This is a genomic window from Peribacillus sp. NPDC096379, assembly GCF_044762875.1.
In the GTDB taxonomy this organism is placed as follows: Bacteria; Bacillota; Bacilli; order Bacillales; family DSM-1321; genus Peribacillus.
Genome location: NZ_JBIWFD010000001.1, coordinates 978,133 through 1,004,301 on the forward strand (window position 1 = coordinate 978,133; position 26,169 = coordinate 1,004,301).

The 26,169-nt window shown below is 39.9% G+C and carries 24 protein-coding genes; 21 read left to right on the forward strand and 3 right to left on the reverse strand.

Annotated elements, in window-relative coordinates; translation table 11 throughout:
- Nucleotides 1-294: 294 nt before the first annotated feature.
- Nucleotides 295-2,601: a DNA internalization-related competence protein ComEC/Rec2 gene (locus ACIQZI_RS04625; protein WP_403069944.1), complete on the forward strand. Its 2,307-nt coding sequence runs from the start codon at nt 295-297 to the stop codon at nt 2,599-2,601.
- A gap of 102 nt (nt 2,602-2,703) precedes the next feature.
- On the opposite strand, the gene ACIQZI_RS04630 is transcribed toward ACIQZI_RS04625, so the two are convergent.
- Nucleotides 2,704-2,838, reverse strand: coding sequence for a YqzM family protein (locus ACIQZI_RS04630; protein WP_082674969.1), 135 nt, complete (start codon nt 2,836-2,838; stop codon nt 2,704-2,706).
- A 529-nt stretch (nt 2,839-3,367) separates the two neighbouring features.
- On the opposite strand from ACIQZI_RS04630, the gene holA reads away from it, so the two are divergent.
- Entirely contained in the window at nt 3,368-4,381 is a 1,014-nt protein-coding gene (holA, locus tag ACIQZI_RS04635) for a DNA polymerase III subunit delta (protein WP_403069948.1), read from the forward strand.
- A gap of 123 nt (nt 4,382-4,504) precedes the next feature.
- Here the strand turns inward: holA and rpsT are convergent, their stop codons facing one another.
- Nucleotides 4,505-4,771: a 30S ribosomal protein S20 gene (gene rpsT, locus ACIQZI_RS04640; RefSeq protein ID WP_062177831.1), complete on the reverse strand. Its 267-nt coding sequence runs from the start codon at nt 4,769-4,771 to the stop codon at nt 4,505-4,507.
- A 346-nt stretch (nt 4,772-5,117) separates the two neighbouring features.
- On the opposite strand from rpsT, the gene gpr reads away from it, so the two are divergent.
- The 13 genes from gpr (at nt 5,118) to deoC (ending at nt 20,770) form a co-directional block, all read left to right on the forward strand.
- Complete coding sequence (gene gpr, locus ACIQZI_RS04645) at nt 5,118-6,236, forward strand: GPR endopeptidase (protein ID WP_403069952.1); 1,119 nt, start codon at nt 5,118-5,120, stop codon at nt 6,234-6,236.
- An 81-nt stretch (nt 6,237-6,317) separates the two neighbouring features.
- Complete coding sequence (spoIIP, locus tag ACIQZI_RS04650) at nt 6,318-7,511, forward strand: stage II sporulation protein P (RefSeq protein ID WP_403069955.1); 1,194 nt, start codon at nt 6,318-6,320, stop codon at nt 7,509-7,511.
- An 18-nt stretch (nt 7,512-7,529) separates the two neighbouring features.
- Nucleotides 7,530-7,862: a YqxA family protein gene (locus tag ACIQZI_RS04655; RefSeq protein ID WP_062177837.1), complete on the forward strand. Its 333-nt coding sequence runs from the start codon at nt 7,530-7,532 to the stop codon at nt 7,860-7,862.
- 402 nt (nt 7,863-8,264) lie between these two features.
- Entirely contained in the window at nt 8,265-10,100 is a 1,836-nt protein-coding gene (gene lepA, locus ACIQZI_RS04660; RefSeq protein WP_062177840.1) for a translation elongation factor 4, read from the forward strand.
- A 101-nt stretch (nt 10,101-10,201) separates the two neighbouring features.
- The gene (hemW, locus tag ACIQZI_RS04665; protein ID WP_403069960.1) at nt 10,202-11,341 is read left to right on the forward strand and encodes a radical SAM family heme chaperone HemW; all 1,140 of its coding nucleotides are present in this window, start codon (nt 10,202-10,204) and stop codon (nt 11,339-11,341) included.
- Nucleotides 11,342-11,469: 128 nt separating this feature from the next.
- A complete protein-coding gene (gene hrcA / locus ACIQZI_RS04670) occupies nt 11,470-12,501 on the forward strand; it encodes a heat-inducible transcriptional repressor HrcA (RefSeq protein WP_403069965.1) in 1,032 nt (343 codons plus the stop codon).
- A 92-nt stretch (nt 12,502-12,593) separates the two neighbouring features.
- A complete protein-coding gene (gene grpE, locus ACIQZI_RS04675) occupies nt 12,594-13,181 on the forward strand; it encodes a nucleotide exchange factor GrpE (protein WP_403072037.1) in 588 nt (195 codons plus the stop codon).
- 29 nt (nt 13,182-13,210) lie between these two features.
- Nucleotides 13,211-15,043: a molecular chaperone DnaK gene (gene dnaK / locus ACIQZI_RS04680; RefSeq protein WP_062177847.1), complete on the forward strand. Its 1,833-nt coding sequence runs from the start codon at nt 13,211-13,213 to the stop codon at nt 15,041-15,043.
- A gap of 341 nt (nt 15,044-15,384) precedes the next feature.
- Complete coding sequence (gene dnaJ, locus ACIQZI_RS04685; RefSeq protein ID WP_062177851.1) at nt 15,385-16,506, forward strand: molecular chaperone DnaJ; 1,122 nt, start codon at nt 15,385-15,387, stop codon at nt 16,504-16,506.
- A gap of 22 nt (nt 16,507-16,528) precedes the next feature.
- Entirely contained in the window at nt 16,529-17,470 is a 942-nt protein-coding gene (gene prmA, locus ACIQZI_RS04690) for a 50S ribosomal protein L11 methyltransferase (RefSeq protein ID WP_062177854.1), read from the forward strand.
- A gap of 258 nt (nt 17,471-17,728) precedes the next feature.
- A complete protein-coding gene (locus ACIQZI_RS04695; RefSeq protein WP_403072040.1) occupies nt 17,729-18,481 on the forward strand; it encodes a 16S rRNA (uracil(1498)-N(3))-methyltransferase in 753 nt (250 codons plus the stop codon).
- 5 nt (nt 18,482-18,486) lie between these two features.
- Complete coding sequence (gene mtaB / locus ACIQZI_RS04700; RefSeq protein WP_403069971.1) at nt 18,487-19,839, forward strand: tRNA (N(6)-L-threonylcarbamoyladenosine(37)-C(2))-methylthiotransferase MtaB; 1,353 nt, start codon at nt 18,487-18,489, stop codon at nt 19,837-19,839.
- 259 nt (nt 19,840-20,098) lie between these two features.
- Complete coding sequence (deoC, locus tag ACIQZI_RS04705) at nt 20,099-20,770, forward strand: deoxyribose-phosphate aldolase (RefSeq protein ID WP_403069974.1); 672 nt, start codon at nt 20,099-20,101, stop codon at nt 20,768-20,770.
- Between the two features lie 53 nt (nt 20,771-20,823).
- Here the strand turns inward: deoC and ACIQZI_RS04710 are convergent, their stop codons facing one another.
- A complete protein-coding gene (locus tag ACIQZI_RS04710) occupies nt 20,824-21,753 on the reverse strand; it encodes a Na/Pi symporter (RefSeq protein ID WP_157279596.1) in 930 nt (309 codons plus the stop codon).
- Between the two features lie 232 nt (nt 21,754-21,985).
- On the opposite strand from ACIQZI_RS04710, the gene rpsU reads away from it, so the two are divergent.
- The 6 genes from rpsU (at nt 21,986) to yqfC (ending at nt 26,169) form a co-directional block, all read left to right on the forward strand.
- On the forward strand, nt 21,986-22,159 hold the full coding sequence (rpsU, locus tag ACIQZI_RS04715) for a 30S ribosomal protein S21 (RefSeq protein WP_028391853.1): 174 nt from the start codon (nt 21,986-21,988) through the stop codon (nt 22,157-22,159).
- A 14-nt stretch (nt 22,160-22,173) separates the two neighbouring features.
- A complete protein-coding gene (locus ACIQZI_RS04720) occupies nt 22,174-22,617 on the forward strand; it encodes a GatB/YqeY domain-containing protein (RefSeq protein ID WP_062177866.1) in 444 nt (147 codons plus the stop codon).
- A gap of 314 nt (nt 22,618-22,931) precedes the next feature.
- Entirely contained in the window at nt 22,932-24,248 is a 1,317-nt protein-coding gene (locus tag ACIQZI_RS04725; protein ID WP_403069979.1) for an NfeD family protein, read from the forward strand.
- A 34-nt stretch (nt 24,249-24,282) separates the two neighbouring features.
- Nucleotides 24,283-25,272 (forward strand): flotillin-like protein FloA, encoded by a 990-nt coding sequence (gene floA / locus ACIQZI_RS04730; protein ID WP_403069982.1) that lies wholly within the window; start codon nt 24,283-24,285, stop codon nt 25,270-25,272.
- 86 nt (nt 25,273-25,358) lie between these two features.
- Nucleotides 25,359-25,808: a hypothetical protein gene (locus tag ACIQZI_RS04735; RefSeq protein ID WP_403069985.1), complete on the forward strand. Its 450-nt coding sequence runs from the start codon at nt 25,359-25,361 to the stop codon at nt 25,806-25,808.
- Between the two features lie 76 nt (nt 25,809-25,884).
- Nucleotides 25,885-26,169, forward strand: coding sequence for a sporulation protein YqfC (gene yqfC / locus ACIQZI_RS04740; protein WP_028391848.1), 285 nt, complete (start codon nt 25,885-25,887; stop codon nt 26,167-26,169).

Sequence of the window (26,169 nt, forward strand, 5' to 3'; positions counted from 1 at the left end):
CCCGATTGGTGAGATACAGTGAAACTTACCTATGCGTGAGCAGAGATTTAGTTGAACCAATCGGGTTCGTAAAGTCGATTTATCGAAGCGGAGATAGTAGCGGCTCTAGAACGGGACTAACAATCAGCGGGGGATGAAGAATCCCCCACTGATTGAAGTTTCACTTTATTAAAAAAAGATGGAGAGTGACTAAAAATTAAAAGGGGGAAAACGACAACTTTGATTACATGATCCGGATCACTTTGGACGAGATACCCCTTTTTAGTCTTCTTCTTTTAAGTTGAAGGAGGCCTTATGACGAAACAACTCATATTCGCTGCCGTATCTGCCACATTTGGCGTAACAGCTTTCACTTATTTCGGGTGGGAATGGCTTGTTTGTGCGTTCCTTTATTATGGCTTCCTTTATTTTCAAATTCCTAGCAAAATCTTAGCTCTTCACCTCTTTGTCCTTCTGCTATTTTTCCTCAGTGCGACTATTTCTGAAAAAAACAACCGTACGGAACTTTCAGGTATGGAAACAAACTTCACGATTACTTTTACGGATTCAATCGACATTGACGGAGATATGATGAAAGGCTTTGTGACAGCTGAGCATAACGAAAAGCTCCAGCTACGGTATAAGATTTCTTCTGAGTTTGAAAAAATAGACTTGCAAAAACATATGGAAATTGCTTTGTCTTGTCCTGTCGCGGGCGTTCTGGAAGTACCGAGTGGAATGCGCAATTTTAATAGCTTTGATTATCAGCTGTATTTAAAAAGACAAAGTATTCATTGGGTTCTTAAAGCGGATTCGATTGAATTTGCGAAATGCATATTAAAAAAACACACCGCTAAGCAAGTCATTCAGGATTTTAGGAATAAGGGGATATCCTATGTAAATGAGCATTTTCCCAAAGAGTCAAGTGGGTATGTGAATGCCCTCCTATTTGGAGAGCAGAAGTTGATTGATGAAGAAGAGCTAAAAGACTATCAGCGTTTGGGCATTGTTCACTTGTTAGCGATTTCAGGATTGCATGTTAGTTTTTTAACAGGTATGATTTTTTATCTTGGTATCCGGGTCGGTATAACACGAGAAAAGATGTCTCTCGTCATGCTCCTGTTTTTGCCGATATATATCATCCTCTCTGGTGCAAGTCCTTCCGTTCTTCGTGCATGCTTCATGGCGATGTTATTCTTTCTACTTTCTTTTATCAAAAAGCATATTTCTGCCTCTGAAACAATTTCCAGTATTTATTTGCTCCTTCTTTTATACGCCCCGAACCATCTCTACAATATTGGTTTTCAGCTTTCCTTTTCTGTTGCTTTTTCCATTATCATGTCGCTTAGAATCTTTGGACGAATTCAAAATCAACTTGTTTTACTCCTTGTTACCAGTCTTCTATGTCAGCTTGCGGCCATTCCGATTTTACTGTTTCACTTTTTTGAGTTTTCATTAATCGGTGTGCTTTTGAATGTGATGTTTATTCCGATCTATTCTGTCGTTCTCTTGCCGTTTTCGATCCTTGTTCTACTTATACATCTTCTTACGAATCCGTTCGGTGAATTTCTGCTGTTTTTTCTAAATGAAAGCTTTGTGTTATGTAATGCGATAGCGGGGTTTACAGCGGACCTGCCATTTGCTTATATTAGCTTTGGCAAGCCTGCATTCCCCATTCTTTTATTGATAATTATCTTGATACTTGCCTTGTTTGCCGTGTGGGATTTGGATAATCACCGAAAAACAAAGATTTTATTTCTTGTCCTGACTCTCTTGCTTTTATTGCAATATAATATCCAGAAGTTGTCTCCATATGGGGAAGTGACCTTCATTGATATTGGTCAGGGCGATTCGATTTTCATTAAGCTTCCTTTCAATAAGGGAAATTATTTAATTGACACGGGCGGTAGGATTAGTTTTGAACAGGAGGCATGGAAAGATAGGCGGAAAACCTATTCAACTGGTGAGGATACCGTAATCCCTTTTTTTAAAAGCAAAGGAATCCATACACTCGATTTGCTTATTTTGACCCATCCAGATGCAGATCATATCGGTAGTGCGGATGATGTTGTTGAGAATATTCACGTGAAGAAAATTGTCATCGGCGGTGGGAGTGAAGAAATTTATAAAAATAAGAAGTTCATACAAACAGCCCTTGTGTCAGGGAGTGAGGTTACGTCTGTAAAACGCGGGGATCATTGGTCAGTGGGTGAAGCTGCATTTTACGTTTTGAATCCATACAGGGATGAGGAGGACGTGAATGAATCATCGATTGTATTGTATGCGGAAATGGGCGGGGTAAGCTGGTTGTTTACTGGTGACTTTGGTGAGCAAGGGGAACAAGCGTTAATTCAGGAATATCCCGGGTTAGCCGTTGACATATTAAAAGCTGGTCATCATGGAAGTAAAACATCTTCGTCTGTCACATTCATCGAGAGTCTGAAGCCAAAAATAGCTGTCATATCAGCTGGTGTGAATAATCGTTACGGTCATCCGCATCAACAAGTGCTAGATATATTAAGCACTGCAGGAATATCTGTCTACAGAACGGACCTACATGGAGCCATTTCTTATCAGTATTATCAGAAACGAAATGGAACCTTTTCCACAGCGTTGCCATAGGATGGAGTATATAAGAAAAACAAGTCTGTTTTACAAAAAAAGGAACTGCTAAACGCAGTCCCAGTCTTTGTGCCTGTTTGGAGAGCTGTTATGTAGACCAGATTAAGAACCAATAACCTGAACGGTTACAGCAATTCCGAAAATAACGGCAAAAAACACAAATGAAACGATGAAACCTATTGCAGAGTCATTTACATCGTTTGATCTCGGTTGCAAATTTTTTTCAAATTCGTTCATTTATACCCCTCCTATTTCTTTAATAGTATAAGCGATTACAAAGAAAAAATCTAGGACACCATTTTCAAAATATGGTATTTAATGAAATGGTTTCTGATGCCTTCAGTAGTAATTCGGGATTAGCAGCTCGTAAGAAGTAATACGTCTTTTTTTGTAGAAAATCAACTTCCTATACTGACAAGAGTTGTCACAAATAGTTTTGGCTTAAGAGGCTAAAATAAATGTACAAAGCAAAGAAAGACGCATGACTTATTATCATGTATCAAATACCGCTTGAGAGAAAGTTAAACCCGGGAACTTACTTGACAGCGTTTATATAAAGTGGGGAATTGGTCAACACGAGGCCAATTCCCTAAAGTTCGGGGGGATTTTCTAAAAAGAAACATACGCATTCTTTTGTGGGGCTAATTCTCGGCAGCGGCCTCTTGTCCTATCCTAGTTGCATCAATGTTTACCTTTAAATAGCTTGTCAAAGTCTCTTGTTATCTATACGATAAGAGGGAGATTACATAAAAAGAGGCGGTATTTCTTGGTAGTAGACGTTTGGAAAAGTATTAAAAAGAAGCAATTTGCGCCAATTTACTTATTGGTTGGAACAGAATCCTATTTGATTAACGAAACGAAGCAGCTTTTGATGCAGCATGCTCTCCTTGGAGATGAAATTGATTTCAATTTCTCGCAATATGATCTTGAAGAAACACCGATAGAAACAGCGTTAGAGGATGCAGAAACGCTGCCGTTTATCGGTGAGCGTCGTCTTGTATTTGTTCAAAATCCTTTCTTTTTGACAGCAGGTGATAAAAAACAAAAGGTTGAGCATGATGTGAAACGATTGGAAGCCTACTTAGCTGATCCTGTTCCTTATTCCATTTTAGTCATTGCGGCACCGTATGAAAAATTGGATGAACGGAAGAAAATTACAAAAGAACTGAAGCGCAAGGCTGTTGTTGTTGAAGCGAAGAAGTTGAACGAACATGAGCTAAAAGTGTGGATCAGGGATAGAGCAGCGATGTCACAGATTCAAATAGACGAGCAAGCAATCGATTTATTGCTTGAATTGGCTGGGACAAATTTAATGATGTTAACGAATGAACTAGATAAAATGGCCATGTATGTAGGGGAAGAAAAAAGAATTGATGCTGTGATTGTAGAAAAATTAGTGGCGAAATCATTGGAACAAAACATTTTCACACTAGTCGATCATTTACTACAGCGGAAAATTGAAAGTGCCATTACTATTTTTCATGACTTGCTGCGCCAAAATGAAGAACCGATTAAAATATTGAGCGTGATGGCTGGGCAAGTACGCCTTCTTTATCAAGTCAAGGAACTGGCAAGACAAGGCTACAGCCAGCAAAAAATCGCAGGTTCCATGAAAATTCACCCGTATCGAGTGAAGCTCGCTCTTGAAAAAACCGGGAAATTCGGTGAAAGTGAATTGATGACGATTATGCATGAACTAGCTGAAGCGGATTATAAAATGAAGACAGGACAAAGCGATAAAGCCATTACGCTTGAACTGTTAATGCTGAAAATGGGCTAACTCTTAAAGATACGAAGTGTTGACTTGGGTTTTGCTGAAAAATTGAAAAAAGGTGTCCGAATGAACGGACACCTTTTTTGCCTGTAAAAAAACGATCCAGGGGATCGTTCATTCGTTTGTTGATTAAGCGTTTAAAGCATTAAGCCTTTTCGTTAAACGAGATTTTTTACGGGCTGCCGCATTTTTATGGATTAATCCTTTAGATGCAGCTTTGTCTAATTTTTTAGCAGCTATTAAAAGAGCTTCTTTTGCAGTTGTAGCGTTGTCGCCTGCTAGAGCAGCTTCAGCGTTTTTAATAGTTGTACGCATTGTAGATTTTACAGTAGCGTTTTGAACGCGTTTAGAATCGTTTGTTTTCACGCGTTTAATAGCAGATTTAATATTTGGCATTCCGTTCACCTCCTACATTAAGAAATCGAGATTATATGAACTCGACTTATCAGTTCTATACTTAAATAGCACAAGTGATATTTTATCAGAATGCATTCTATAATGCAATACCCTTCAAAAGGAATAATTGACGCTAAAAGCAAACTTTATCTCGTTATAGAGTATTGTACCAAAAAAATGAATAAGAAAAAAGAAATATTAGCAGAATGGTAATAAGAAAAGCGAAATCCCCTATTTCGGAGGAAGCTAGGTGGTGGAGCTAGACAGTAAGAAAAGCGGAACCACCTCTTTAAAACTAATACAATTCTTCTTAAGACAACTACCATTACAAATAACGGAGGTCAAAATGGAAAAGAATTTGGATTTAAGCCAGTATTCGATAAGAACGGATCTTGCAGTGGAAGCTACCGCATTAGCCGCAGCTCACAAAGGGGTTTCAGGTGAGAAGGATATTTCAAAAATTGAAGGAGTGATCATTAAAGAAAAAAATAAGAATGATTTAAAAATTTCCCTTGTCGAGGTGACAGAGAAAGGTGCCGAGAAAATCGGTAAGAAAAAGGGAAGTTATTTAACGATTGAAGTGCAAGGAATTCGCCAGCAAGATACAGAGACTCAACAAATGGTAGAAAAAGTGTTTGCAAAAGAACTGGCTCAATTTTTACAAGCAAGAAATATTTCTAAAGAAAGCAGTTGTCTCGTTGTGGGACTGGGAAATTGGAATGTAACGCCTGATGCATTAGGACCTGCAGTGGTTGAGAATCTAGTTATTACAAGGCATTTATTCGAATTGCAGCCAGAATCTGTTGAGGAAGGATTTCGTCCAGTGAGCGGAGTTTCTCCTGGTGTTATGGGGATTACTGGGATTGAAACAAGCGATATTATTCAAGGAGTGATTGATAAAAGTAAGCCAGACTTTCTAATTGTCATAGATGCTCTGGCCGCGAGTTCAATTGAGAGAGTGAACTCTACTATTCAAATTACCGATACGGGCATCCATCCAGGTTCTGGTGTGGGAAACAAGCGAAAGGAATTGAGCGAGGATACACTTGGCATTCCCGTTATTGCGATTGGCGTTCCGACTGTTGTGGATGCGGTATCGATTACAAGTGACACGATTGATTATATTTTAAAGCATTTTGGGAAAGAGTTGAGAGAGGGAGATCAACCATCAAGGGCTCTGGCACCAGCAGGCTTCAGTTTTGGAAAAAAGAAGAAGCTGACAGAAGCGGATTTGCCTGACGAATCGCACCGTCAAACTTTTCTCGGCATCGTCGGGACACTGCCAGATGACGAAAAGCGCAAGCTAATTTATGAGGTATTGTCGCCAATTGGTCATAATCTTATGGTGACGCCAAAAGAAGTAGATGTGTTTATAGAAGATATGGCGAACTTGATTGCAAATGGCTTGAATGCAGCGTTGCACGGATCAATCAATCAAGACAACACAGGGTACTATACTAGGTAAAAGCATGCTTTTAAACTGATAGTTCTACTCTCTCTATTAAAGTCATATTTATAGGAGACAAGCAATAGAGAGGGTGAAAAAATGAAAAGAAACCGATCAGGCGGAATAATCACAGTTGTCCACGGAGCTACCATTATAAAAGGGTTTTTGTCCGTTCTCGTCATGATGGTTTTGCTATTTTCAATAATTGGAGTCATGACTTCTTTACGTCCTGAATATCGGCTATCCTCGGAGTCTGTGAATGCAATGACCGATCAAATTTCAGGGAAAATGTTGTATTCATTACTAGCAAATGAAAATCATTATTTTTTTTCAGCATTACCTGAAGGGAAGTCAAGTTCGAATATCACGCAGCAAGTATTAAAACTATCAGCGAATATATCTTTAGATGATCCGCGTAGCCTTCTAGGTCGAGAGCTTCCAGGGTTTTCGATTTTTGATAGCGAGATTTTGGTAGCAGGTGAAGGGACGAATTATACGAATATGCCGTATGAATCCTCGCCACCGAATGACGTTCTAAATGATGAACGAGAAGCATCGATACAAAATTTAGATGGAATCGTTGAACCGGCAAAAGAGCCTGTAAAAACACCTGCAATGACGACAGATGGAAAAAAGGTCGTCTATATTTACCATTCTCATAATCGAGAATCGTTTTTACCATACTTAAAAGATGTTACTGCTCCGAATTTAGCCTATCATTCACAAATCAACATAACGAAGCTTGGATTGAAACTGCTTCAGGATTTAGAAAGTAAAGGAATCGGTTCTTCTCTTGAAAAAACAGATGTACAGGCTAACCTTAATAAAAAAGGGCTAAAATATACAAAGTCCTACCAGGAATCACGCTCGATTGCTGTAAGTGCGATGGATAATAATCGTGATTTAGATTATTTAATTGATATTCATCGTGATTCTAAAAGAAAAAAGAATACAACCATTACGATTAATGGGAAACAATACGCCAAAATTGCCTTTGTCATCGGTTCGAATAATCCGAATCCTGAGAAAAATATTGCGTTAGCTACAAAGCTTCATCATGCCATTGAGAAAAAGTATCCTGGATTATCAAGGGGAGTTTTGAAACAAGGTGGCAAAGGGAACAATGGTGTCTACAATCAAGATCTCTCTGGGAATGCGATGTTACTTGAAGTGGGTGGTGTTGACAATACATTTGAAGAAATGTATTTAACCATTGATGCATTTGCCAATGTTTTTAGTGAATTTTACTGGGATGCGAAGGAAGTTAATGTACCGGTTACGGAGAAAAAGTAATAGGAAGGAGTGCCATTTGTGCTTCGATTTTCTTTTAAATGTTTCTTAATTGTCTTAGTTTTGTTCTTCGGAGTGTTGCTCGGGATGCAACAAGCGAATACGGGAATGAAAAAAATGAAAGGCTATAATGACCCTTCTTTCTATAATGCTTTTACGGTTACAGAGTCAGATGAAGGAGACATTCATGCGTCCATTCTTGGAGAAACAGTTACAAGTCATGATTTAGCTAAGAAAAAAGAAAAGCTTGAAGAAATGAAAGCCTATAATTTTTTCTCATCAGTAGGGAAGGGGATGAGTGAGGCTGTTTCTAGTGTTTTTAAAAAAGCGTTTCAATTCATCTCGGATCTCTAGATAAATTGTATAGGGCCTCGCACTTTAAATTCAGTATGCTTTAAAGTGCGAGGTCTCTTTGTGTCGTACAAAACCTAGAAATCGCGCCAGAACTACATTGAATCACTCCAGAATGAAGAGCAATCCCGCCAAAATCCTGTGTAATCAACCCAGAGCGGAATATAGTGTAACAAGATCCCAAATCCGCGCCTTCCGCTTTTCCAACAGTCCAGCTCCAGCGCCTAGCCCCTCGAGGTCATAAGCCAAGTAAGTGAGATGGAGAGAAACCCGCTCTCCATCTCACTTACTCGCCTTATGCTTGTCGGGGCTGACCAAGGCGCTTCCGCTTTTCCTTGAACATTGCTTTTTCTCTTGTTATAATGTAAAACAGTGTATTTGTGTCGAGAAGTAGGAGTGAACGTGATGAATAGAGAAGAAAAATTAAAAAGACAATCCAAAATTAGAAATTTTTCCATCATTGCTCATATAGACCATGGGAAATCGACGTTGGCAGATCGTATTTTGGAAAAGACGAATGCCTTGCAGCAACGTGAAATGAAGAGTCAGCTGCTCGATTCGATGGATTTAGAGCGTGAGCGTGGAATTACGATTAAATTGAACGCCGTACAATTAAAGTATAATGCGAAGGATGGAGAAGAGTATATTTTCCATTTAATTGATACACCGGGGCACGTCGATTTTACATACGAAGTTTCCCGAAGCTTAGCAGCCTGTGAAGGTGCTGTGCTTGTAGTCGATGCCGCGCAAGGAATAGAAGCACAGACCCTTGCTAACGTGTATTTGGCATTAGACAATAATCTCGAAATTATTCCTGTTATTAATAAAATTGACCTACCAAGTGCTGATCCTGAACGGGTTAGAAATGAAATTGAAGAAGTCATTGGCCTGGATGCATCAGATGCGGTTCTTGCTTCTGCAAAAGCTGGTATTGGGATTGAGGATATTTTAGAGCAGGTTGTTGAACTAGTTCCAGCACCACAAGGAGATCCAGATGCACCGCTTAAAGCGCTGATCTTTGACTCCATCTATGATGCCTACCGCGGCGTTGTTGCTTATATCCGTGTGATTGACGGTTCAGTAAAAGTCGGCGATCGAGTAAAAATGATGGCGACGGGCAAGGAATTTGATGTAACAGAAGTTGGCGTCTTTTCACCGAAATCTCAACTTGTTGATGAACTTAATATCGGGGATGTAGGCTTTTTATCAGCTGCCATTAAACATGTAGGAGATACACGTGTTGGGGATACGATTACGAATGCTAAGAATGGGGCAACTGAAGCGCTTGCTGGTTACCGTAAACTGAATCCAATGGTGTATTGTGGTCTGTATCCAATTGATTCAGCGAAATTTAACGACTTGCGTGATGCTCTCGAAAAGCTTGAATTGAATGACTCAGCTTTGCAATTCGAACCTGAGTCGTCTCAAGCCCTCGGATTTGGTTTCCGTTGTGGATTTTTAGGATTGCTTCACATGGAAATTATTCAAGAGCGTATTGAACGTGAATTTAAAATCGATTTAATTACGACTGCGCCAAGTGTTATCTACGATGTCGTTATGACAGACGGTACGCAACTGAAAATCGATAACCCTGCTAATATGCCGGAGGGACAAAAAATCGAACATGTTGAAGAGCCTTATGTAAAAGCGACAATGATGGCACCAACTGAATTTGTCGGCGCCATTATGGAGCTTTGTCAAAACAAACGCGGGAATTTCATCGACATGCAATATTTAGATGAAACACGCGTCAGCATCAATTATGAGATTCCACTTTCTGAAATTGTTTATGATTTCTTTGATCAATTGAAATCAAATACAAGAGGCTATGCTTCATTTGATTATGAATTAATCGGATATAAGCCATCTAAGCTAGTGAAGATGGATATTCTACTAAATGCAGAGACAGTGGATGCATTAAGCTTCATCGTTCACAATGATTTTGCTTATGAACGTGGGAAAGTCATTGTTGAAAAATTAAAGAAGCTAATCCCTAGACAGCAATTTGAAGTGCCGATACAAGCGGCGATCGGTCAGAAAATTGTCGCTCGTTCTACGATTAGTGCGATGCGGAAAAACGTTCTGGCAAAATGTTATGGCGGTGACATTTCCCGTAAACGTAAACTTCTTGATAAGCAAAAAGAAGGTAAAAAACGGATGAAGCAAGTCGGATCTGTTGAAGTACCTCAAGAAGCATTTATGGCTGTACTAAAAATGGATGACACAACGCCAAAAAAATAAAGTGAGTTTCAAAAAGAGGGTAGGCCATGGTAATTTCGGTGTCTAGCCTCTTTTTGATTTTTTACGCAAACAAGGATTACTAACAAAAGGTTGTGAACTATATGATAAAAAGCGCTTATATCCATATCCCGTTTTGTGAGCATATTTGCCACTATTGTGATTTCAATAAAGTATTTTTAAAAGGACAGCCGGTCGATGAATATTTAGTCATGATGAAAAAAGAAATGCAATTACAGGTGAATAAATATCCAACTGCTGGGCTTGATACGGTTTTTGTTGGTGGTGGAACCCCGACATCATTAGACGAAAAACAGCTCGCGTTCCTTTGTGATTCAATTTCTGAGTGGATGCCGATGAATGAAGGGGCAGAATATTCCTTTGAAGCAAACCCTGGTGATCTTTCCCGTGAAAAATTGGCCATCATGTTTCAATCCGGGGTAAATCGGCTTAGTTTTGGGGTACAAAGCTTTAATGATGATTTATTAAAAAGAATTGGTCGAACACACCGAGCAAAAGAAGTGTATGAAACGATTGAAAAAGCGCAGTCGGTCGGCTTTACGAATATAAGTATTGACTTGATTTATGGACTTCCTGGTCAGACGATGGAAGATTTTCTAGAAACGCTTGATGCAGCGCTTGCACTTGATTTGCCGCATTACTCTAGTTATTCGCTGATTGTCGAGCCAAAAACAGTTTTTTATAATTTAATGCAAAAGGGAAAACTAAACTTGCCACCTCAGGATCTAGAAGCGCGCATGTATGAGCAGCTCATGGAAACGATGGATAAGCATGGTCTCAATCAATATGAAATCAGCAATTTTGCAAAACCAGGCTATGAAAGTCGTCATAACCTAACCTATTGGAATAATGATGAGTATTATGGCATCGGCGCTGGGGCTCATGGCTATACGGCGGGTAGACGAATCGCTAATCATGGGCCAGTGAAGAAATATATGACACCACTTGTAGATAACGAGCTCCCTGTCCTAGAAAATCATCTTGTCCCTATTCATGAACAAATGGAAGAGGAAATGTTTTTGGGGTTAAGAAAAACAGCAGGTGTTTCTTACGCGAAATTTACCGATAAATTTCGGGTGGAAATGACAGATGTTTTTGCGAAACCACTCGAAAAACATGTTGGAAAAGGCTTGCTAGAAGAGAAGGATGGGTTTGTGCGATTAACTAAACAAGGCAAACTGCTAGGCAATGAAGTATTCCAGGAATTCCTTGGTTTAGAATAAAGATGGGCAATCTCTAAAAAAAATGAAGAAAGTTCTAGGTCTAAACCGTTGACATCACTACCGGCATTTGATAATTTATTAGTATATTAGCACTCACGAGGACAGAGTGCTAACAGGGGGGATCATAGATGATAACGGATCGTCAATTATTAATCCTTCAAGCCCTTATTGATGATTTTATTCGAAATGCCCAACCAATTGGATCGCGGAGTTTGTCGAAAAAAGAAGGAATCGCTTTTAGTTCTGCGACAATCCGGAATGAGATGTCGGATTTAGAAGAATTTGGTTTTTTGGAAAAGACACATACCTCATCAGGGAGAATTCCTTCTGAAAAAGGGTATAGATATTATGTCGACCATTTGTTGGCGCCGCAAAGCTTAAAAACAGATGATCGCCGTATTATTCGCTCGATTTTTGCAGATCGGATTTATGAACTTGAGAAAATCGTTCAAAAATCCGCCAAAATACTCTCAGAGCTAACGAACTACACATCGATCGTTTTAGGTCCAAAAGTCAAAGATAACAAGCTGAAGAAGATTCAAATTATCTCTTTAAGTAGGGAAACGGCGATTGCAATTATTATTACCGACACTGGACATGTTGAGAATAAGGTCATTTCACTTCCGCCATCTTTTGATATGAATGAAATTGAGAAGATGGCAAATATTTTAAATGATCGTCTGGTCGGGGTCCCTCTTGCTGAGCTACGTGATAAGATTTATAAAGAAGTAGCTGTATTGCTTAGTCAGCATATCCATAATTATGGTACGTTAGTGACTTCTCTTGCAGAAACACTGGATATCGCGAAGCCTCCAAAATTATTTTTTGGTGGCAAAACGAATATGTTGAAACAGCCTGAGTTTCATGATATTGATAAAGTATCTTCACTGCTTTCATTGATTGAACAGGAACAAGGCCTTTATGAGATAATGAAACAAAATCCAGCTGGTATTCACGTGAAAATCGGTAGAGAAAATAACAATGTTTTGCTTGAAGATTGCAGTTTGATTACCGCTACATATTCGGTCGGGCAACAACAAGTAGGAACAATTGCGATTCTTGGACCGACAAGAATGGAATACTCCCGTGTTATTAGTTTGCTGGAATTCTTCTCAAAAGATATGACGGCCCTTTTAACAAAGCTGTATCAAAATTATTAGTAAAGGCAATATTGGGGGATGTGCAGGATATGCTGTTCTGCCGTTCTCTAGTATGTCTTACATATATAAAGCACCCATTTTTAGGAGGTGAGATTGTGACAGAAGAGAGAAAGAATGAACAACCAGTAAACGAAGAAACTGTTGAAGCTATTTTTGCTGAGGAAGATGTTCAAGTTGAGCAGGCAAATGAAGAAGAAGCTGTTGCTCCTATGGATGAACTTCAAACGGCTACTGCCAAGATTGAAGAATTAGAAGCAAAGATAGAAGAAATGGATAATAAATATTTACGTTTACAAGCTGATTTTGATAACTCAAGACGACGTGCCAAGCTTGATATGGAAGCGGCATTGAAATATAGAGCGCAAAGCCTTGCTGGCGATTTAATCCAGTCTTTAGATAATTTTGAAAGAGCGATGAAAATCGAAAGCGATCATGAAGAAACGAAATCGATGCTTGCCGGAATGGATATGATCTATAAAGGAATTGTAGAAGCGTTGAAAAAAGAAGGCATCGAAGCGATTGAATCTGTAGGAAAAGAATTTGATCCACATATGCATCAAGCTGTTATGCAAGTACAAGACGATAACGTTGATTCTAATATCATTGTGGAGGAATTCCAAAAAGGTTATAAATTGAAGGACAGAGTGATTCGTCCGTCGATGGTCAAAGTAAGTGAATAAACTACATAAATAGCAGGAGGTAAGTGACTATGAGCAAGATTATTGGTATTGACTTAGGTACAACGAACTCATGTGTATCTGTACTTGAAGGTGGGGAACCAAAGGTAATTCCGAATCCAGAAGGCAATCGTACAACACCATCCGTTGTTGCTTTCAAAAATGGTGAAAGACAAGTAGGGGAAGTAGCGAAACGTCAAGCAATAACAAACCCTAACACAATTATCTCTGTTAAACGTCATATGGGAACAAATCATAAAGAAACGATTGAAGGGAAAGATTACTCACCTCAAGAAGTTTCAGCGATTATTCTTCAATACTTGAAATCATATGCGGAAGAATATCTTGGCGAAGAAGTAACGAAAGCAGTTATCACAGTTCCAGCATACTTTAATGATGCAGAGCGTCAAGCGACAAAAGACGCTGGTCAAATCGCTGGTCTTGAAGTAGAGCGTATTATCAACGAACCAACTGCTGCAGCATTAGCTTATGGTTTGGATAAAACAGATCAAGATCAAACCATTCTCGTTTTTGACCTTGGCGGCGGTACATTTGACGTATCTGTTATGGAATTGGGAGACGGCGTTTTTGAAGTGAAATCAACTGCTGGCGACAACAAACTTGGTGGAGATGATTTCGACCAAATGGTTATTGACTATTTAGTAGCTGAATTTAAAAAAGAAAACGGCATTGACCTAGCTAAAGATAAAATGGCGGTACAACGCTTGAAAGATGCTGCTGAAAAAGCGAAAAAAGATCTTTCTGGTGTTACATCTACTCAAGTATCATTACCATTTATTACGGCTGGAGAAGCAGGTCCACTTCATTTAGATGTTACATTAACAAGAGCGAAATTTGATGAAATCACAGCTGGACTTGTAGAACGTACAATGGGACCAACTCGTCAAGCGTTGAAAGATTCAGGACTTTCTGCATCTGAAATCGATAAAGTGATTCTTGTTGGTGGTTCAACACGTATTCCTGCTGTTGTTGAAGCGATCAAAAAAGAATTAGGTCAAGAACCTTCAAAAGGCGTAAACCCTGATGAAGTAGTAGCAATGGGTGCTGCAATTCAAGGTGGCGTTTTAACTGGAGATGTGAAAGATGTTGTACTTCTTGATGTAACTCCACTTTCACTTGGTATCGAAACAATGGGCGGAGTATTTACGAAATTGATTGATCGTAATACAACGATTCCTACAAGTAAATCTCAAGTATTCTCAACGGCTGCTGATAATCAAACAGCTGTAGATATCCATGTTCTTCAAGGTGAACGTCCGATGTCTGCTGATAATAAAACGCTTGGTCGTTTCCAATTAAGCGATATCCCACCAGCACCACGTGGAATTCCACAAGTTGAAGTAACATTCGATATCGACAAAAACGGGATTGTAAACGTACGTGCGAAAGACCTTGGCACAAACAAAGAACAAGCAATCACAATCAAATCATCTTCAGGTCTATCTGATGAAGAAATCGACCGCATGGTACGTGAAGCGGAAGAAAACGCTGATGCTGATAAACAACGTAAAGAAGAAGTTGAACTTCGCAACGAAGCCGATCAACTTGTTTTCCAAACGGAAAAAACGTTGAAAGACCTTGAAGGTAAAGTCGATGAAGCGGAAGTTGCGAAAGCAAACGAAGCGAAAGACGAACTTAAAGCTGCGATTGAGAAAAACGAATTAGAAGAAATTCGTACGAAAAAAGACGCGCTTAATGAAATCGTTCAAGCTTTATCAATGAAGCTTTACGAAGAGGCAGCAAAAGCACAACAAGCTGCTCAAGGTGCAGAAGGCGAAGCACAACCATCAAATGATGATGTAGTAGACGCTGAATTCACAGAAGTAGACGACGATAAAAAATAATACAATGAGATATGGCAATTGATTAGCGAAGAGCCAACTCTCTGAAAAAAGTCAAAGTCAGGTTATCTTGGCTTTGGCTTTTTTGAGATAAGAAATGGTTGGTGGACTTTAGTCAAAGTTCCATAAATAGGCGCTTACGTTTTTCTTATTGTCTAACTACAGCGCCTAGCTCGCTTTAGAAAAAGTTGATTGCCACAAGATGGCGAAGAGCATGCCATCATGCGTCAATCCTCATTTTCTTCGCGAGCTGTCCAAGGCGCTTGCGTTTTTCTTATTGCACTATATCTTCGATGGATGTTAGAATAATCTTTATGTGAAAAGGATCGGGAGTGAGAAAGAGTATGAGTAAAAGAGATTATTATGAGGTGCTTGGGGTTTCCAAAGGAGCATCTAAAGATGAAGTGAAAAAGGCGTATCGTAAGCTTTCTAAACAATATCATCCAGATATTAATAAAGCGGAAGATGCAAATGATAAATTTAAAGAGATTACAGAAGCATATGAAGTGTTAAGTGATGAACAGAAGAAAGCACATTATGACCAATTTGGGCATACGGATCCGAATCAAGGGTTTGGTGGCCAGGACTTTGGCGGCTTTGGTGGTTTTGAAGACATCTTCAGTACATTCTTTGGTGGAGGCGGCGGAAGAAGAAGAGATCCGAACGCACCAAGACAGGGATCTGATTTACAATATACGATGACACTCTCTTTTGAAGAAGCGGTATTTGGCAAAGAGACGATAATCGAGATTCCTCGCGAAGAAACCTGTGATACATGTTCTGGTTCAGGCGCTAAACCAGGAACAAAGGTAAATACATGTTCACATTGTCATGGTACAGGTCAATTAAATGTCGAGCAGAATACAGCATTTGGTCGTATGGTCAATCGTCGTACTTGTCATCATTGTCAAGGAACAGGGAAAATTATCCCTGAAAAATGTTCAACATGTAGTGGTGCTGGAAAGGTTCAAAAACGTAAAAAGATTGAAGTCAAGGTTCCAGCTGGAATTGATGATGGTCAGCAGCTACGTGTTACAGGGCAAGGTGAACCAGGATTCAATGGCGGTCCTGCTGGGGACTTGTATGTAGTGTTCCGAGTACGTGAACATGAGTTTTTTGAGCGTGAAGGCGATGATATTTATTGTGAAATGCCGATTACATTTGCTCAAGCAGCACTAGGAGATGAAATCGAAGTACCTACTGTTCATGGAAAAGTGAAGCTGAAAGTTCCTGCAGGCACACAAACAGGTACCCGTTTCCGTCTAAAAGGAAAAGGTGTTCAAAATGTCCGTGGCTATGGTCAAGGTGATCAGCATGTTGTCATTTTACTCATTACACCAAGAAAGCTTACTGAAAAACAAAAGCAATTACTTCGTGAATTCTCTGATATTAGTGGACAAAATGCCCCGGATGAACAGGAAGATGGTTTTTTTGCTAAAGTAAAACGCGCATTTAAAGGTGACTAATTGATTAGGGGAGTTGGTAGAAATGAAATGGTCTGAAATTGCAATCCATACAACGAATGAAGCGGTCGAACCTGTTTCCAATATTCTGCATGAGGCGGGTGCGAGTGGAGTTGTTATTGAAGATCCTTTGGAACTGTTAAAAGAACGAGAAAATGTCTTTGGAGAAATCTACCAGCTTAACCCAGCCGATTATCCCGAAGAAGGCGTTATCGTTAAAGCATATATACCTGTGAATAGTTTCTTAGGTGAGACAGTAGACGCGATTAAGGAATCCATTAATAATCTGTTAGTGTTTGATATTGATCTAGGCTTAAATGCGATATCGATTAGTGAAGTGAATGAAGAAGAATGGGCGACAGCTTGGAAGAAATATTATCATCCTGTTAAAATTTCTGAACGTTTTACCATTGTACCAACTTGGGAAGACTATACACCAGTGAACAGTGATGAGCTGATTATTGAATTAGATCCAGGAATGGCCTTTGGAACGGGAACCCATCCAACGACAGTTATGTGTATTCAAGCATTAGAGCGTACAGTAAAGCCTGGCGATGTCGTGGTGGATGTTGGTACGGGTTCAGGCGTTCTAAGTATTGCTGCAGCATTACTTGACGCGAAAAACGTTCATGGTCTTGATTTAGATGAGGTCGCAGTCCGTTCAGCGATTATCAATGTGAAACTTAATAAAGTTCAAGAACGAGTCAATGTTTCGCAAGGGAATTTACTGGATGGTATCAAAGAACAAACAGATGTGGTCGTGGCGAATATTTTAGCTGAAGTGATTCTTCGCTTTACCGATGATGTGGCAAAAGTGGTGAAACCAGGTGGCTATTTTATTTCATCAGGAATTATTCAACCGAAAAAACAAGAAGTAAAAGATGCGATAATTGCGGCTGGCTTCACAATTGAAGAGACGCTTTTAATGGAAGATTGGGTTGCGTTTATCGCCAAAAGAAACCAATAAAGTGTTGCATACTAGAGAAATCATTAAGGTGGCAAAGCAGTTGCCACCTGTTTTGTATGAAGGACATGGAGATCCGGACTTATTAATTTAGACAATCTACTTACAGATATCCTTCCATTATTAAGAAAGTACTTCAAAATCCGGCACTGCACTGCCACCATTGTGATTAGGCGAGTATAGCGTGCTACATGATTTATCATTATGGTAAATGGTGGCGTATTAATGCCATATTTGTTTTGTATGAAAGTAGGTGTTTGTTTGCAACGATATTTCTTAGAATTAGATGCGTTTGTAGATGAAAAGATTCAAATCACTGGAGCGGATTTTCATCATATTACAAGGGTAATGAGGATGGGGACTACAGACCAGTTGATTGCTGTTAAACCGGATGGACAAGCGGCATTGGCTGAGATCGCAGATGTGACGAGTGAAGCTATACAAGCTACTGTTATTGAATGGTTGAAGGAAGATAAAGAACTACCGATTAAACTTGCAATTGCGAGCGGTCTGCCTAAAGGGGATAAATTGGAAGTAATCGTGCAAAAAGGAACGGAAATGGGAGCGCATGAGTTTATCCCTTTCATTGCGGCTCGTTCGGTGGTAAAATGGGACGAAAAAAAGGCGGGGAAAAAGATCGAACGCCTGCAGAAAATAGCCAAAGAAGCGGCTGAACAGTCACATCGCACCGTACTTCCTCATGTGACAGAACCACTGAATTTAGCGGGCCTTATCAATCATGCTAGTGAGTATGATGTAAAAATGGTCGCATTTGAAGAATCGGCAAAACAAGGAGAGAAGGGTGCTCTTGTTTCTGCTTTACAAGAAATGAAACCTGGTCAATCCCTACTTTTTGTATTTGGTCCAGAAGGTGGTTTATCAGAGGGAGAAATCGCAAAACTGACCGAAGCGGGATTTACCCTATGTGGACTTGGACCAAGAATATTACGAACTGAAACAGCACCACTCTATACATTGGCCGCTGTTTCTTATCAATTAGAATTATTGAGGTGAAGAAGATGGCAACTGTCGCTTTTCATACATTAGGATGTAAAGTAAACCATTATGAAACGGAAGCCATTTGGCAATTATTTAAAAACGATGGCTATGAACGTGTTGAATATGAAACAAATGCGGATGTATATGTGATCAATACATGTACAGTGACAAATACGGGAGATAAAAAAAGTCGCCAAGTTATTCGTCGGGCGATTCGTAAAAATCCAGATGCTGTTATAGCAGTAACAGGCTGTTATGCACAAACGTCGCCAGCTGAAATTATGGCCATTCCTGGTGTTGATATTGTAGTAGGTACTCAAGATCGGACGAAGATGCTTGGGTATATCGAGCAATATAAGCAAGAACGTCAACCGATTAATGGCGTTGGAAACATTATGAAATCACGCGTGTACGAAGAATTGGATGTGCCTGCATTTACCGATCGCACGCGAGCTTCCTTGAAGATTCAAGAAGGTTGTAATAACTTCTGCACTTTCTGTATTATTCCTTGGGCTCGTGGCTTAATGCGTTCTCGTGACCCGAAAGAAGTGCTCAATCAAGCACAGAAACTTGTTGACGCTGGTTACAAAGAGATCGTTTTGACTGGTATTCATACAGGTGGCTATGGGGAAGATATGAAAGATTATAATTTAGCGAGATTGCTCAGAGATTTAGAAACGCAAATCGTTGGATTAAAACGAATTAGAATATCTTCGATTGAGGCAAGTCAAATTACAGATGAAGTGATTGAAGTGTTGGCGAATTCCAATAAAGTCGTACGTCACCTACACATTCCGATTCAGTCTGGATCTGATACAGTTCTTAAGCGAATGAGAAGAAAATATTCGATGGAATTTTATGCAGACCGTTTAGTGAAACTTCGTCAAGCTTTACCAGGTCTTGCCGTTACTTCCGATGTAATTGTTGGCTTCCCTGGTGAAACGGAAGAAGAGTTCATGGAAACATATAATTTTATTAAAGACCATAAATTCTCTGAATTGCACGTTTTCCCCTACTCTAAACGTACAGGTACTCCGGCTGCGAGAATGACAGATCAAGTGGATGAAGAAGTAAAGAATGAACGTGTACATCGCTTAATCTCGCTTTCTGAGCAACTTTCAAAAGAATATGCCTCTCTTTTTGAAGGGGAAGTGCTAGAAGTTATTCCAGAAGAGCTTTACAAAGAGAATCCCAAAAGCGGCTTATATGTAGGCTATACAGATAACTATTTAAAAGTCGTCTTCCAAGCTACCGAAGAAATGGTTGGCGAAATTGTGAAAGTGAAAATTACAAAATCGGGTTACCCTTATAATGAAGGGCAGTTTGTGACAGTTTTGAAAGATTCTGAAGTAACAGCCGGAATTGTAGGTTAACCAATAGGCAGAGGGCGTCTCTAAGGGTCTGACCTCGCACTCTAAATCAGTATCTAGTGTTTCGTACACTTATCATATACTGAATTTAGTTGTTGCGGGGTCTGACCCTTCTTTGTTTTTTATAAATTCCCAGGTTCTTGCACACAATAATAACTAAGAGTCCAAACATGTAAATTTAATATTCGTCATATTCGACTAAACATGATATGATGAAGAGGTACGTACAACTAATATACTTAGTTTAGAAGGAGATATCATTATGTCAAAAAATGTAGCTAACCTTATTGATCATACGTTATTAAAAGCAGATGCAACAAAGGCACAAATTAAACAATTATGTGAGGAAGCAAGAGAGCATCACTTCGCATCCGTTTGCGTAAACCCTACTTGGGTTACTTATGCGAGTGAATTGCTTGCAGGATCTGATGTAGTCGTTTGTACAGTGATTGGCTTCCCGTTAGGAGCAAACACTCCTGAAACGAAAGCGTTTGAAACGAAGAATGCCATTGAAAATGGTGCAAACGAAGTCGATATGGTGATCAATATCGGCGCCTTAAAAGATCAAGATGATGAATTAGTAGAACGAGATATCCGTGCGGTTATTGAAAGTTCAAAAGGGAAAGCATTATCTAAAGTCATTATCGAAACGTCTTTACTAACAGAGGAAGAAAAAATCCGTGCATGTGAGCTTGCTGTAAAAGCAGGTGCTGATTACGTGAAAACGTCAACGGGCTTCTCAACAGGTGGGGCAACTCCTGAAGACATCGCCCTTATGAGAAAAACAGTAGGTCCTTCTATCGGTGTTAAAGCTTCAGGTGGTGTCCGTAATACAGAAGATGCAACGAAAGTAATCGAAGCCGGAGCAACTAGAATTGGTGCAAGTGCAGGAATTGCGATTGTGAATGGTTTAACGGCTGATTCTGATTATTAATTTTTAAAAAAGGCTTTGTTTCAAAAACCCCCCTCGGTTTTTGAAGCAAGGCCTTATGTTTTTTTTCTAGTATGAATTCTTAAAACAATGTTTGCAAATTGTTTAGAGAAAGGCAATACAGCGAGTGATGTGATGACATTAAATAAAACGCTCGCATGGGCAAGTTGCATATCCTTTGAAGAAGTTAATGCTTGTGCAAATGTTTCTAAATAATGAATCAATGGAATAAATATCAGTACCCCTAGCAAATTCAACCAAATATGCGCGTACGCAGTAAGTGATGCCTCCTTTCCAGATCCGATACTTGCCATCCAACCGGTAATGCATGTCCCAACATTTGAACCGAGCATAATCGCGATCGCGGTTGCTAAAGCCATATCTCCTCCTGCCAAAAAACTCATCGTAATTCCAATGGTCGCTGAGCTTGAGTGAATGATAGCTGTAATGATCACGCCTGTTAAGATTGCAATGAATAGGTGACTGTCCATTTCTGCAAGCAAATGCTTCGTAAATGGATAGTTGGCTAATGAGGAGGATAGAAATTTAAATCCGCTCATCGCTGCAAAAATGGAGCTAATCCCAATCAAAGCAGTCCCAAGGCTCCTCGCGAGCGTTGATGGAAGCAGCCACAATACCGCACCACTGATAACGCCGGGAATAATATATGAGTTAAGTGAAAAGGTCATGAACTCTGCGGTGAAGGTGGATCCAATATTTGTGCCAAGAATAATGCCAATAGTTTGAGGGAAGGCAATGCTTCCTGACGAAACGAGTCCGACCGTCATGACCATGACGGCTGAACTACTCTGGAGGACTCCTGTAAAGAGCACGCCCGCTAAAAATCCCTTCCATGAACGATTTGTTATTTTTTCAAGTATCGATTTTAATTTTATCCCAGACAAATTAAATAAGCCGACCCGTAAAACAAACATTCCAGTAAGAAAAATGACAATAAACAATACGAACAAGGCTAAATCCCTCAAGTAACTCACCTCTGCTAAAGTGTATGGACTAGTTGCGTGGGACATGCTTGTTTAGAACGATATGAATAAAAAATAATTTTTCACAAAAAAAGTTTAGATATATCGCAGTAAACGACAAATAGTTTTAATTAACCAGTTGACCTGATTAGATGCATATATTATAATGGTTTAGTACATGTATAACATGTTGACAACTTGAGTTTGTGTGTTGTTTTCGGAGGGAGGGAAAGAGATGTCTAAAACCGTCGTTCGTAAAAACGAATCGCTTGAAGATGCTCTTCGTCGTTTCAAACGTACTGTATCTAAAGCAGGATCGCTTCAGGAAGCTAGGAAGCGTGAATTTTATGAAAAGCCAAGTGTAAAACGTAAGAAAAAGTCTGAAGCTGCAAGAAAACGTAAATTCTAAGAGAGGGTGGAAAGATGAGTCTTCTCGAGCGTTTAAATAATGATATGAAACAAGCGATGAAGAACAAAGAAAAGGACAAACTATCTGTTATTCGTATGCTTAAATCTTCTCTTCAAAACGAAGAATTGAAAAAGCGTGAAGAATTAACAGATGATGAAGAATTGACAGTGCTCTCTCGCGAATTAAAACAACGCAAAGACTCCCTCCAAGAGTTTGAAAATGCAGGTCGTATCGATCTCGTGGATAAAGTCCGTACCGAAATAGATTACGTTGAGGCATATATGCCGGAGCAACTTTCAGAAGAAGAGATTTCCGAAATTGTAAAAAATACAATCGAAGAAGTCAAAGCATCATCTAAAACAGATATGGGCCGAGTAATGGGAGCGCTAATGCCTAAAGTAAAAGGCAAAGCAGATGGTTCTCTTGTAAATAAGTTAGTGCAACAACATCTATCTTAAACTCAAACACCCAAAGCCATAGGCATTATGTCTATGGCTTTTTGTTTGTGTATAGATATAGAAGGCTTTCTGCTTCCTAACCTATTGCAAAACCCTCACACGTTCTTTAGCCCGCATTAGCGGGCAGTAAACCCCCCGCTGATTGAAGTTTCACTATATGTTTATGGACATTCACATCAGTTTGTAAGGGATTTTCCTTGCTGATTGTAGCTTCATAGGCGATACTCAAAATAGCTGTAAAGATTCTGAAACCTTTAGGCAATACATACGTAATAAAGAGGGGAAGCAAAAAATAGGGAAAGGAGGAACCTCCTTTGAGAATTTGGCGTTCCGTGATCATTGGTTTCTTATTCTTATTGGTGACAAGTTTGTTGATCATTCAGCCTAATCAAGCAAAAGCTGAAGGTGGAATTGTTTATCTCGTACCGATTGAAAATACGGTGGAAGATGGATTGTATGCTTTTATTGACCGTGCATTGACAACGGCCGAGGAGAATGGGGCAGAAGTCGTCATTTTCGAAGTGGATACACCTGGGGGAGCAGTTAATTCAGCGACAAAGATTGCGAAACGTATGCAAAATACGTCAGTTGCGACAGTGGCCTATGTGAATAACCGAGCACTATCAGCAGGCGCTTATATATCGCTCAATACAGATAAAATCTATATGGCTCCTAATGCAACGATGGGATCAGCGGCTGTTATCGATACAGCAGGGAATGCAGCGGGGCTTAAGGCTCAATCAGCTTGGAGTGCCGCAATGAAAACAGCGGCTGAGCAAAATGGCCGAGATCCTATCTATGCACAAGCAATGGCTGATGCGGACATTAATTTGCCTGAATATGATGCGGGAAAAGGCAAATTATTAACGTTCACAGCTGAGCAAGCAAGGAAAGCAGGCTATAGTGAAGGAACTGTGCGTGCAAAAAGTGAATTATACAGCATTCTTGGTGTAGAAGATGCTGACATACGGTCAATTGATGAAAGCATCGCCGAAAAAATCGCTCGCTTTCTGACAAATCCATTTATTATTCCGGTGCTGTTAATCATCGCTGGAGTTGGGATTGTGATGGAGTTATTTACTCCAGGCTTTGGCTTCCCGGGTACTACTGGACTCATTGCCTTATTGCTCTACTTTTATGGCCATTTCGTAGCAGGCTTGGCGGGTTATGAAGTTTTAGTCTTATTTATATTGGGTGTTTTGTTATGTATCCTCGAATTGTTTATACCGGGTGGGATTGTTGGTGCTCTTGGTATGGCGGCGATTATCGTCAGCTTGTTCTTGGCTTCTAACAATCCGGTCCAATTAGGGATTTCTCTACTGGTTGCAATAGCAGTATCTGTACTTGTGTTTATCCTACTTGTAAAGGTGTTTGGAAAAGAGATGAAATTTTTTAGAAAAATTGTATTGAAAGACTCAACGAGCTCGGAGCAAGGATATGTATCAAATGTGAGCAGGATTGAATTGGTTGGTATGGAAGGAATCACGCTAGTTGATTTGAGACCTTCAGGGACGGCTGAGATTGACGGGGAACGTTTGGACGTTGTATCTGAAGGAAGCTTTATTTCGAAAAACGCTAAGGTTAAAGTTGTAAAGGCAGAAGGTTCGCGAATTGTCGTTCGTGAAATCTAGATGAGCTTATTTTAATTTTGAAAGGATGAATGATTTGGACGCAAATATTATCTTTATTATTTTGGCTGCGATAGCAATTATTATCGTACTGTCGGTATTTTTTACATTTGTACCTGTTACACTTTGGATTTCAGCGTTAGCTGCTGGGGTAAGGGTCAGCATATTTACATTGATTGGAATGAGATTACGTCGAGTAATTCCAAGCCGAGTTGTCAATCCGCTTATTAAAGCACATAAAGCTGGAATAGGTGTAGGGACTAACCAATTGGAAAGTCATTACTTAGCTGGAGGGAATGTGGACCGTGTCGTGAATGCGTTAATCGCTGCTGAACGAGCGAACATCACTCTTCCTTTTGAAAGAGGTGCGGCGATTGACCTAGCTGGCCGTGATGTATTAGAAGCGGTTCAAATGAGTGTAAATCCTAAGGTTATTGAAACTCCTTATATTGCGGGTGTGGCAATCAACGGGATTGAAGTAAAAGCAAAAGCAAGAATTACCGTGCGTGCCAATATTGAACGCCTTGTCGGGGGCGCTGGTGAAGAAACAATCATCGCCCGTGTTGGTGAAGGGATTGTTGCAACAATTGGTAGCTCAAAAAGTCATACAGATGTACTTGAAAATCCTGATTTGATTTCTCGTACTGTTTTATCAAAAGGCTTAGATGCTGGTACTGCGTTTGAAATCCTCTCGATTGATATTATGGATGTGGATATCGGGAAAAACATTGGTGCGATTTTGCAAACGGATCAAGCGGAAGCAGATAAGAAAATCGCGCAAGCAAAAGCGGAAGAACGCCGTGCGATGGCTGTCGCTGAAGAGCAAGAAATGGTCGCTCGCGTACAGGAAATGAGAGCGAAGGTTGTGGAAGCAGAAGCTGAGGTTCCATTGGCAATGGCTGACGCCTTGAAATCAGGCAATCTTGGTGTCATGGATTACATGAACATCCGAAACATTGAAGCGGACACAGGCATGCGTGGCTCCATTGGAAAAATGTCTAACGCCCCAAAGGATCATGACAAGTAAGACATTAGGAAGGGAGGATTAATATGGAATCCCTCTTTGATTTAATCTTCGGCAACATCTGGATCATCGCCATTATTATTGGGATTGTGTCCAGTATGTTTAAAAAGAAGAAGGAACAGCAGAGTGAACCCAAGCGTACCGGGACACCTACTACGCCTATTAACCAGAAACCGGTGCGTGAACAAAGTCGACCTAGGCATGAGCCTACGAAAACGATTCGCCAATTTTATGAGGAAGCAAAGAAGGCGATGGAGCCCCCGGTTCCTGCTGCTCTTGAAATCGAACCCGAAGCAAAACCAGCAGCAGAAGTATGGGCGAAGGAGCAAGAACTGCAACAGCAGGCAGCTGAACGTACGCGTAAAACGCAACCTAAAAGCATTTCAGCTGTGGGGAACGAGATTTCTGATCATAACAGTCCAGTTTATCAAACCACCTTTGAAATCAATCAGCAAAAAGTACTAGATGGCATTATCATGGCTGAAGTTCTTGGCCTTCCAAGAGCCAAGAATAGACGACGTTCGGGTCGTCGAATGTAAGAATACATGAGCGTAAAATAATGGTGCTAGAACCCCCATTCATTTCATACATTGAGATGAAAGGGGGTTCTTTTTTATGGCACAAAAATGGGGGCAGCGATTTAGAAGACTTCTTGTTAAAACTATGGATCTGCCGCAAGATGTCATGATGGACCTGCCAAGAATCACAATGATTGGTCAATTACATATTTATATTGAAAATCATAGAGGCTTACTGAACTTTACAGATACAGAAGTCCGGCTTCTTTTAAAAAATGGGCAGCTACTCGTTAAAGGACGTTCATTTGTAATCAAAACGATTTTGCCCGAAGAAATCATGCTAGAAGGTAAAATCGATCAGGTTTCTTATATAAACGAGTAA

Bases quoted from the DNA above. Each gene is read 5' to 3' on its own strand.
- ACIQZI_RS04625 (WP_403069944.1), top strand. From the start codon at position 295: ATGACGAAACAACTCATATTCGCTGCCGTATCTGCCACATTTGGCGTA.
- ACIQZI_RS04630 (WP_082674969.1), bottom strand. From the start codon at position 2,838: ATGAACGAATTTGAAAAAAATTTGCAACCGAGATCAAACGATGTAAAT.
- rpsT (WP_062177831.1), bottom strand. From the start codon at position 4,771: ATGCCAAATATTAAATCTGCTATTAAACGCGTGAAAACAAACGATTCT.
- gpr (WP_403069952.1), top strand. From the start codon at position 5,118: ATGGAAAAGAATTTGGATTTAAGCCAGTATTCGATAAGAACGGATCTT.
- spoIIP (WP_403069955.1), top strand. From the start codon at position 6,318: ATGAAAAGAAACCGATCAGGCGGAATAATCACAGTTGTCCACGGAGCT.
- lepA (WP_062177840.1), top strand. From the start codon at position 8,265: ATGAATAGAGAAGAAAAATTAAAAAGACAATCCAAAATTAGAAATTTT.
- hemW (WP_403069960.1), top strand. From the start codon at position 10,202: ATGATAAAAAGCGCTTATATCCATATCCCGTTTTGTGAGCATATTTGC.
- hrcA (WP_403069965.1), top strand. From the start codon at position 11,470: ATGATAACGGATCGTCAATTATTAATCCTTCAAGCCCTTATTGATGAT.
- dnaK (WP_062177847.1), top strand. From the start codon at position 13,211: ATGAGCAAGATTATTGGTATTGACTTAGGTACAACGAACTCATGTGTA.
- dnaJ (WP_062177851.1), top strand. From the start codon at position 15,385: ATGAGTAAAAGAGATTATTATGAGGTGCTTGGGGTTTCCAAAGGAGCA.
- prmA (WP_062177854.1), top strand. From the start codon at position 16,529: ATGAAATGGTCTGAAATTGCAATCCATACAACGAATGAAGCGGTCGAA.
- mtaB (WP_403069971.1), top strand. From the start codon at position 18,487: ATGGCAACTGTCGCTTTTCATACATTAGGATGTAAAGTAAACCATTAT.
- deoC (WP_403069974.1), top strand. From the start codon at position 20,099: ATGTCAAAAAATGTAGCTAACCTTATTGATCATACGTTATTAAAAGCA.
- rpsU (WP_028391853.1), top strand. From the start codon at position 21,986: ATGTCTAAAACCGTCGTTCGTAAAAACGAATCGCTTGAAGATGCTCTT.
- ACIQZI_RS04720 (WP_062177866.1), top strand. From the start codon at position 22,174: ATGAGTCTTCTCGAGCGTTTAAATAATGATATGAAACAAGCGATGAAG.
- yqfC (WP_028391848.1), top strand. From the start codon at position 25,885: ATGGCACAAAAATGGGGGCAGCGATTTAGAAGACTTCTTGTTAAAACT.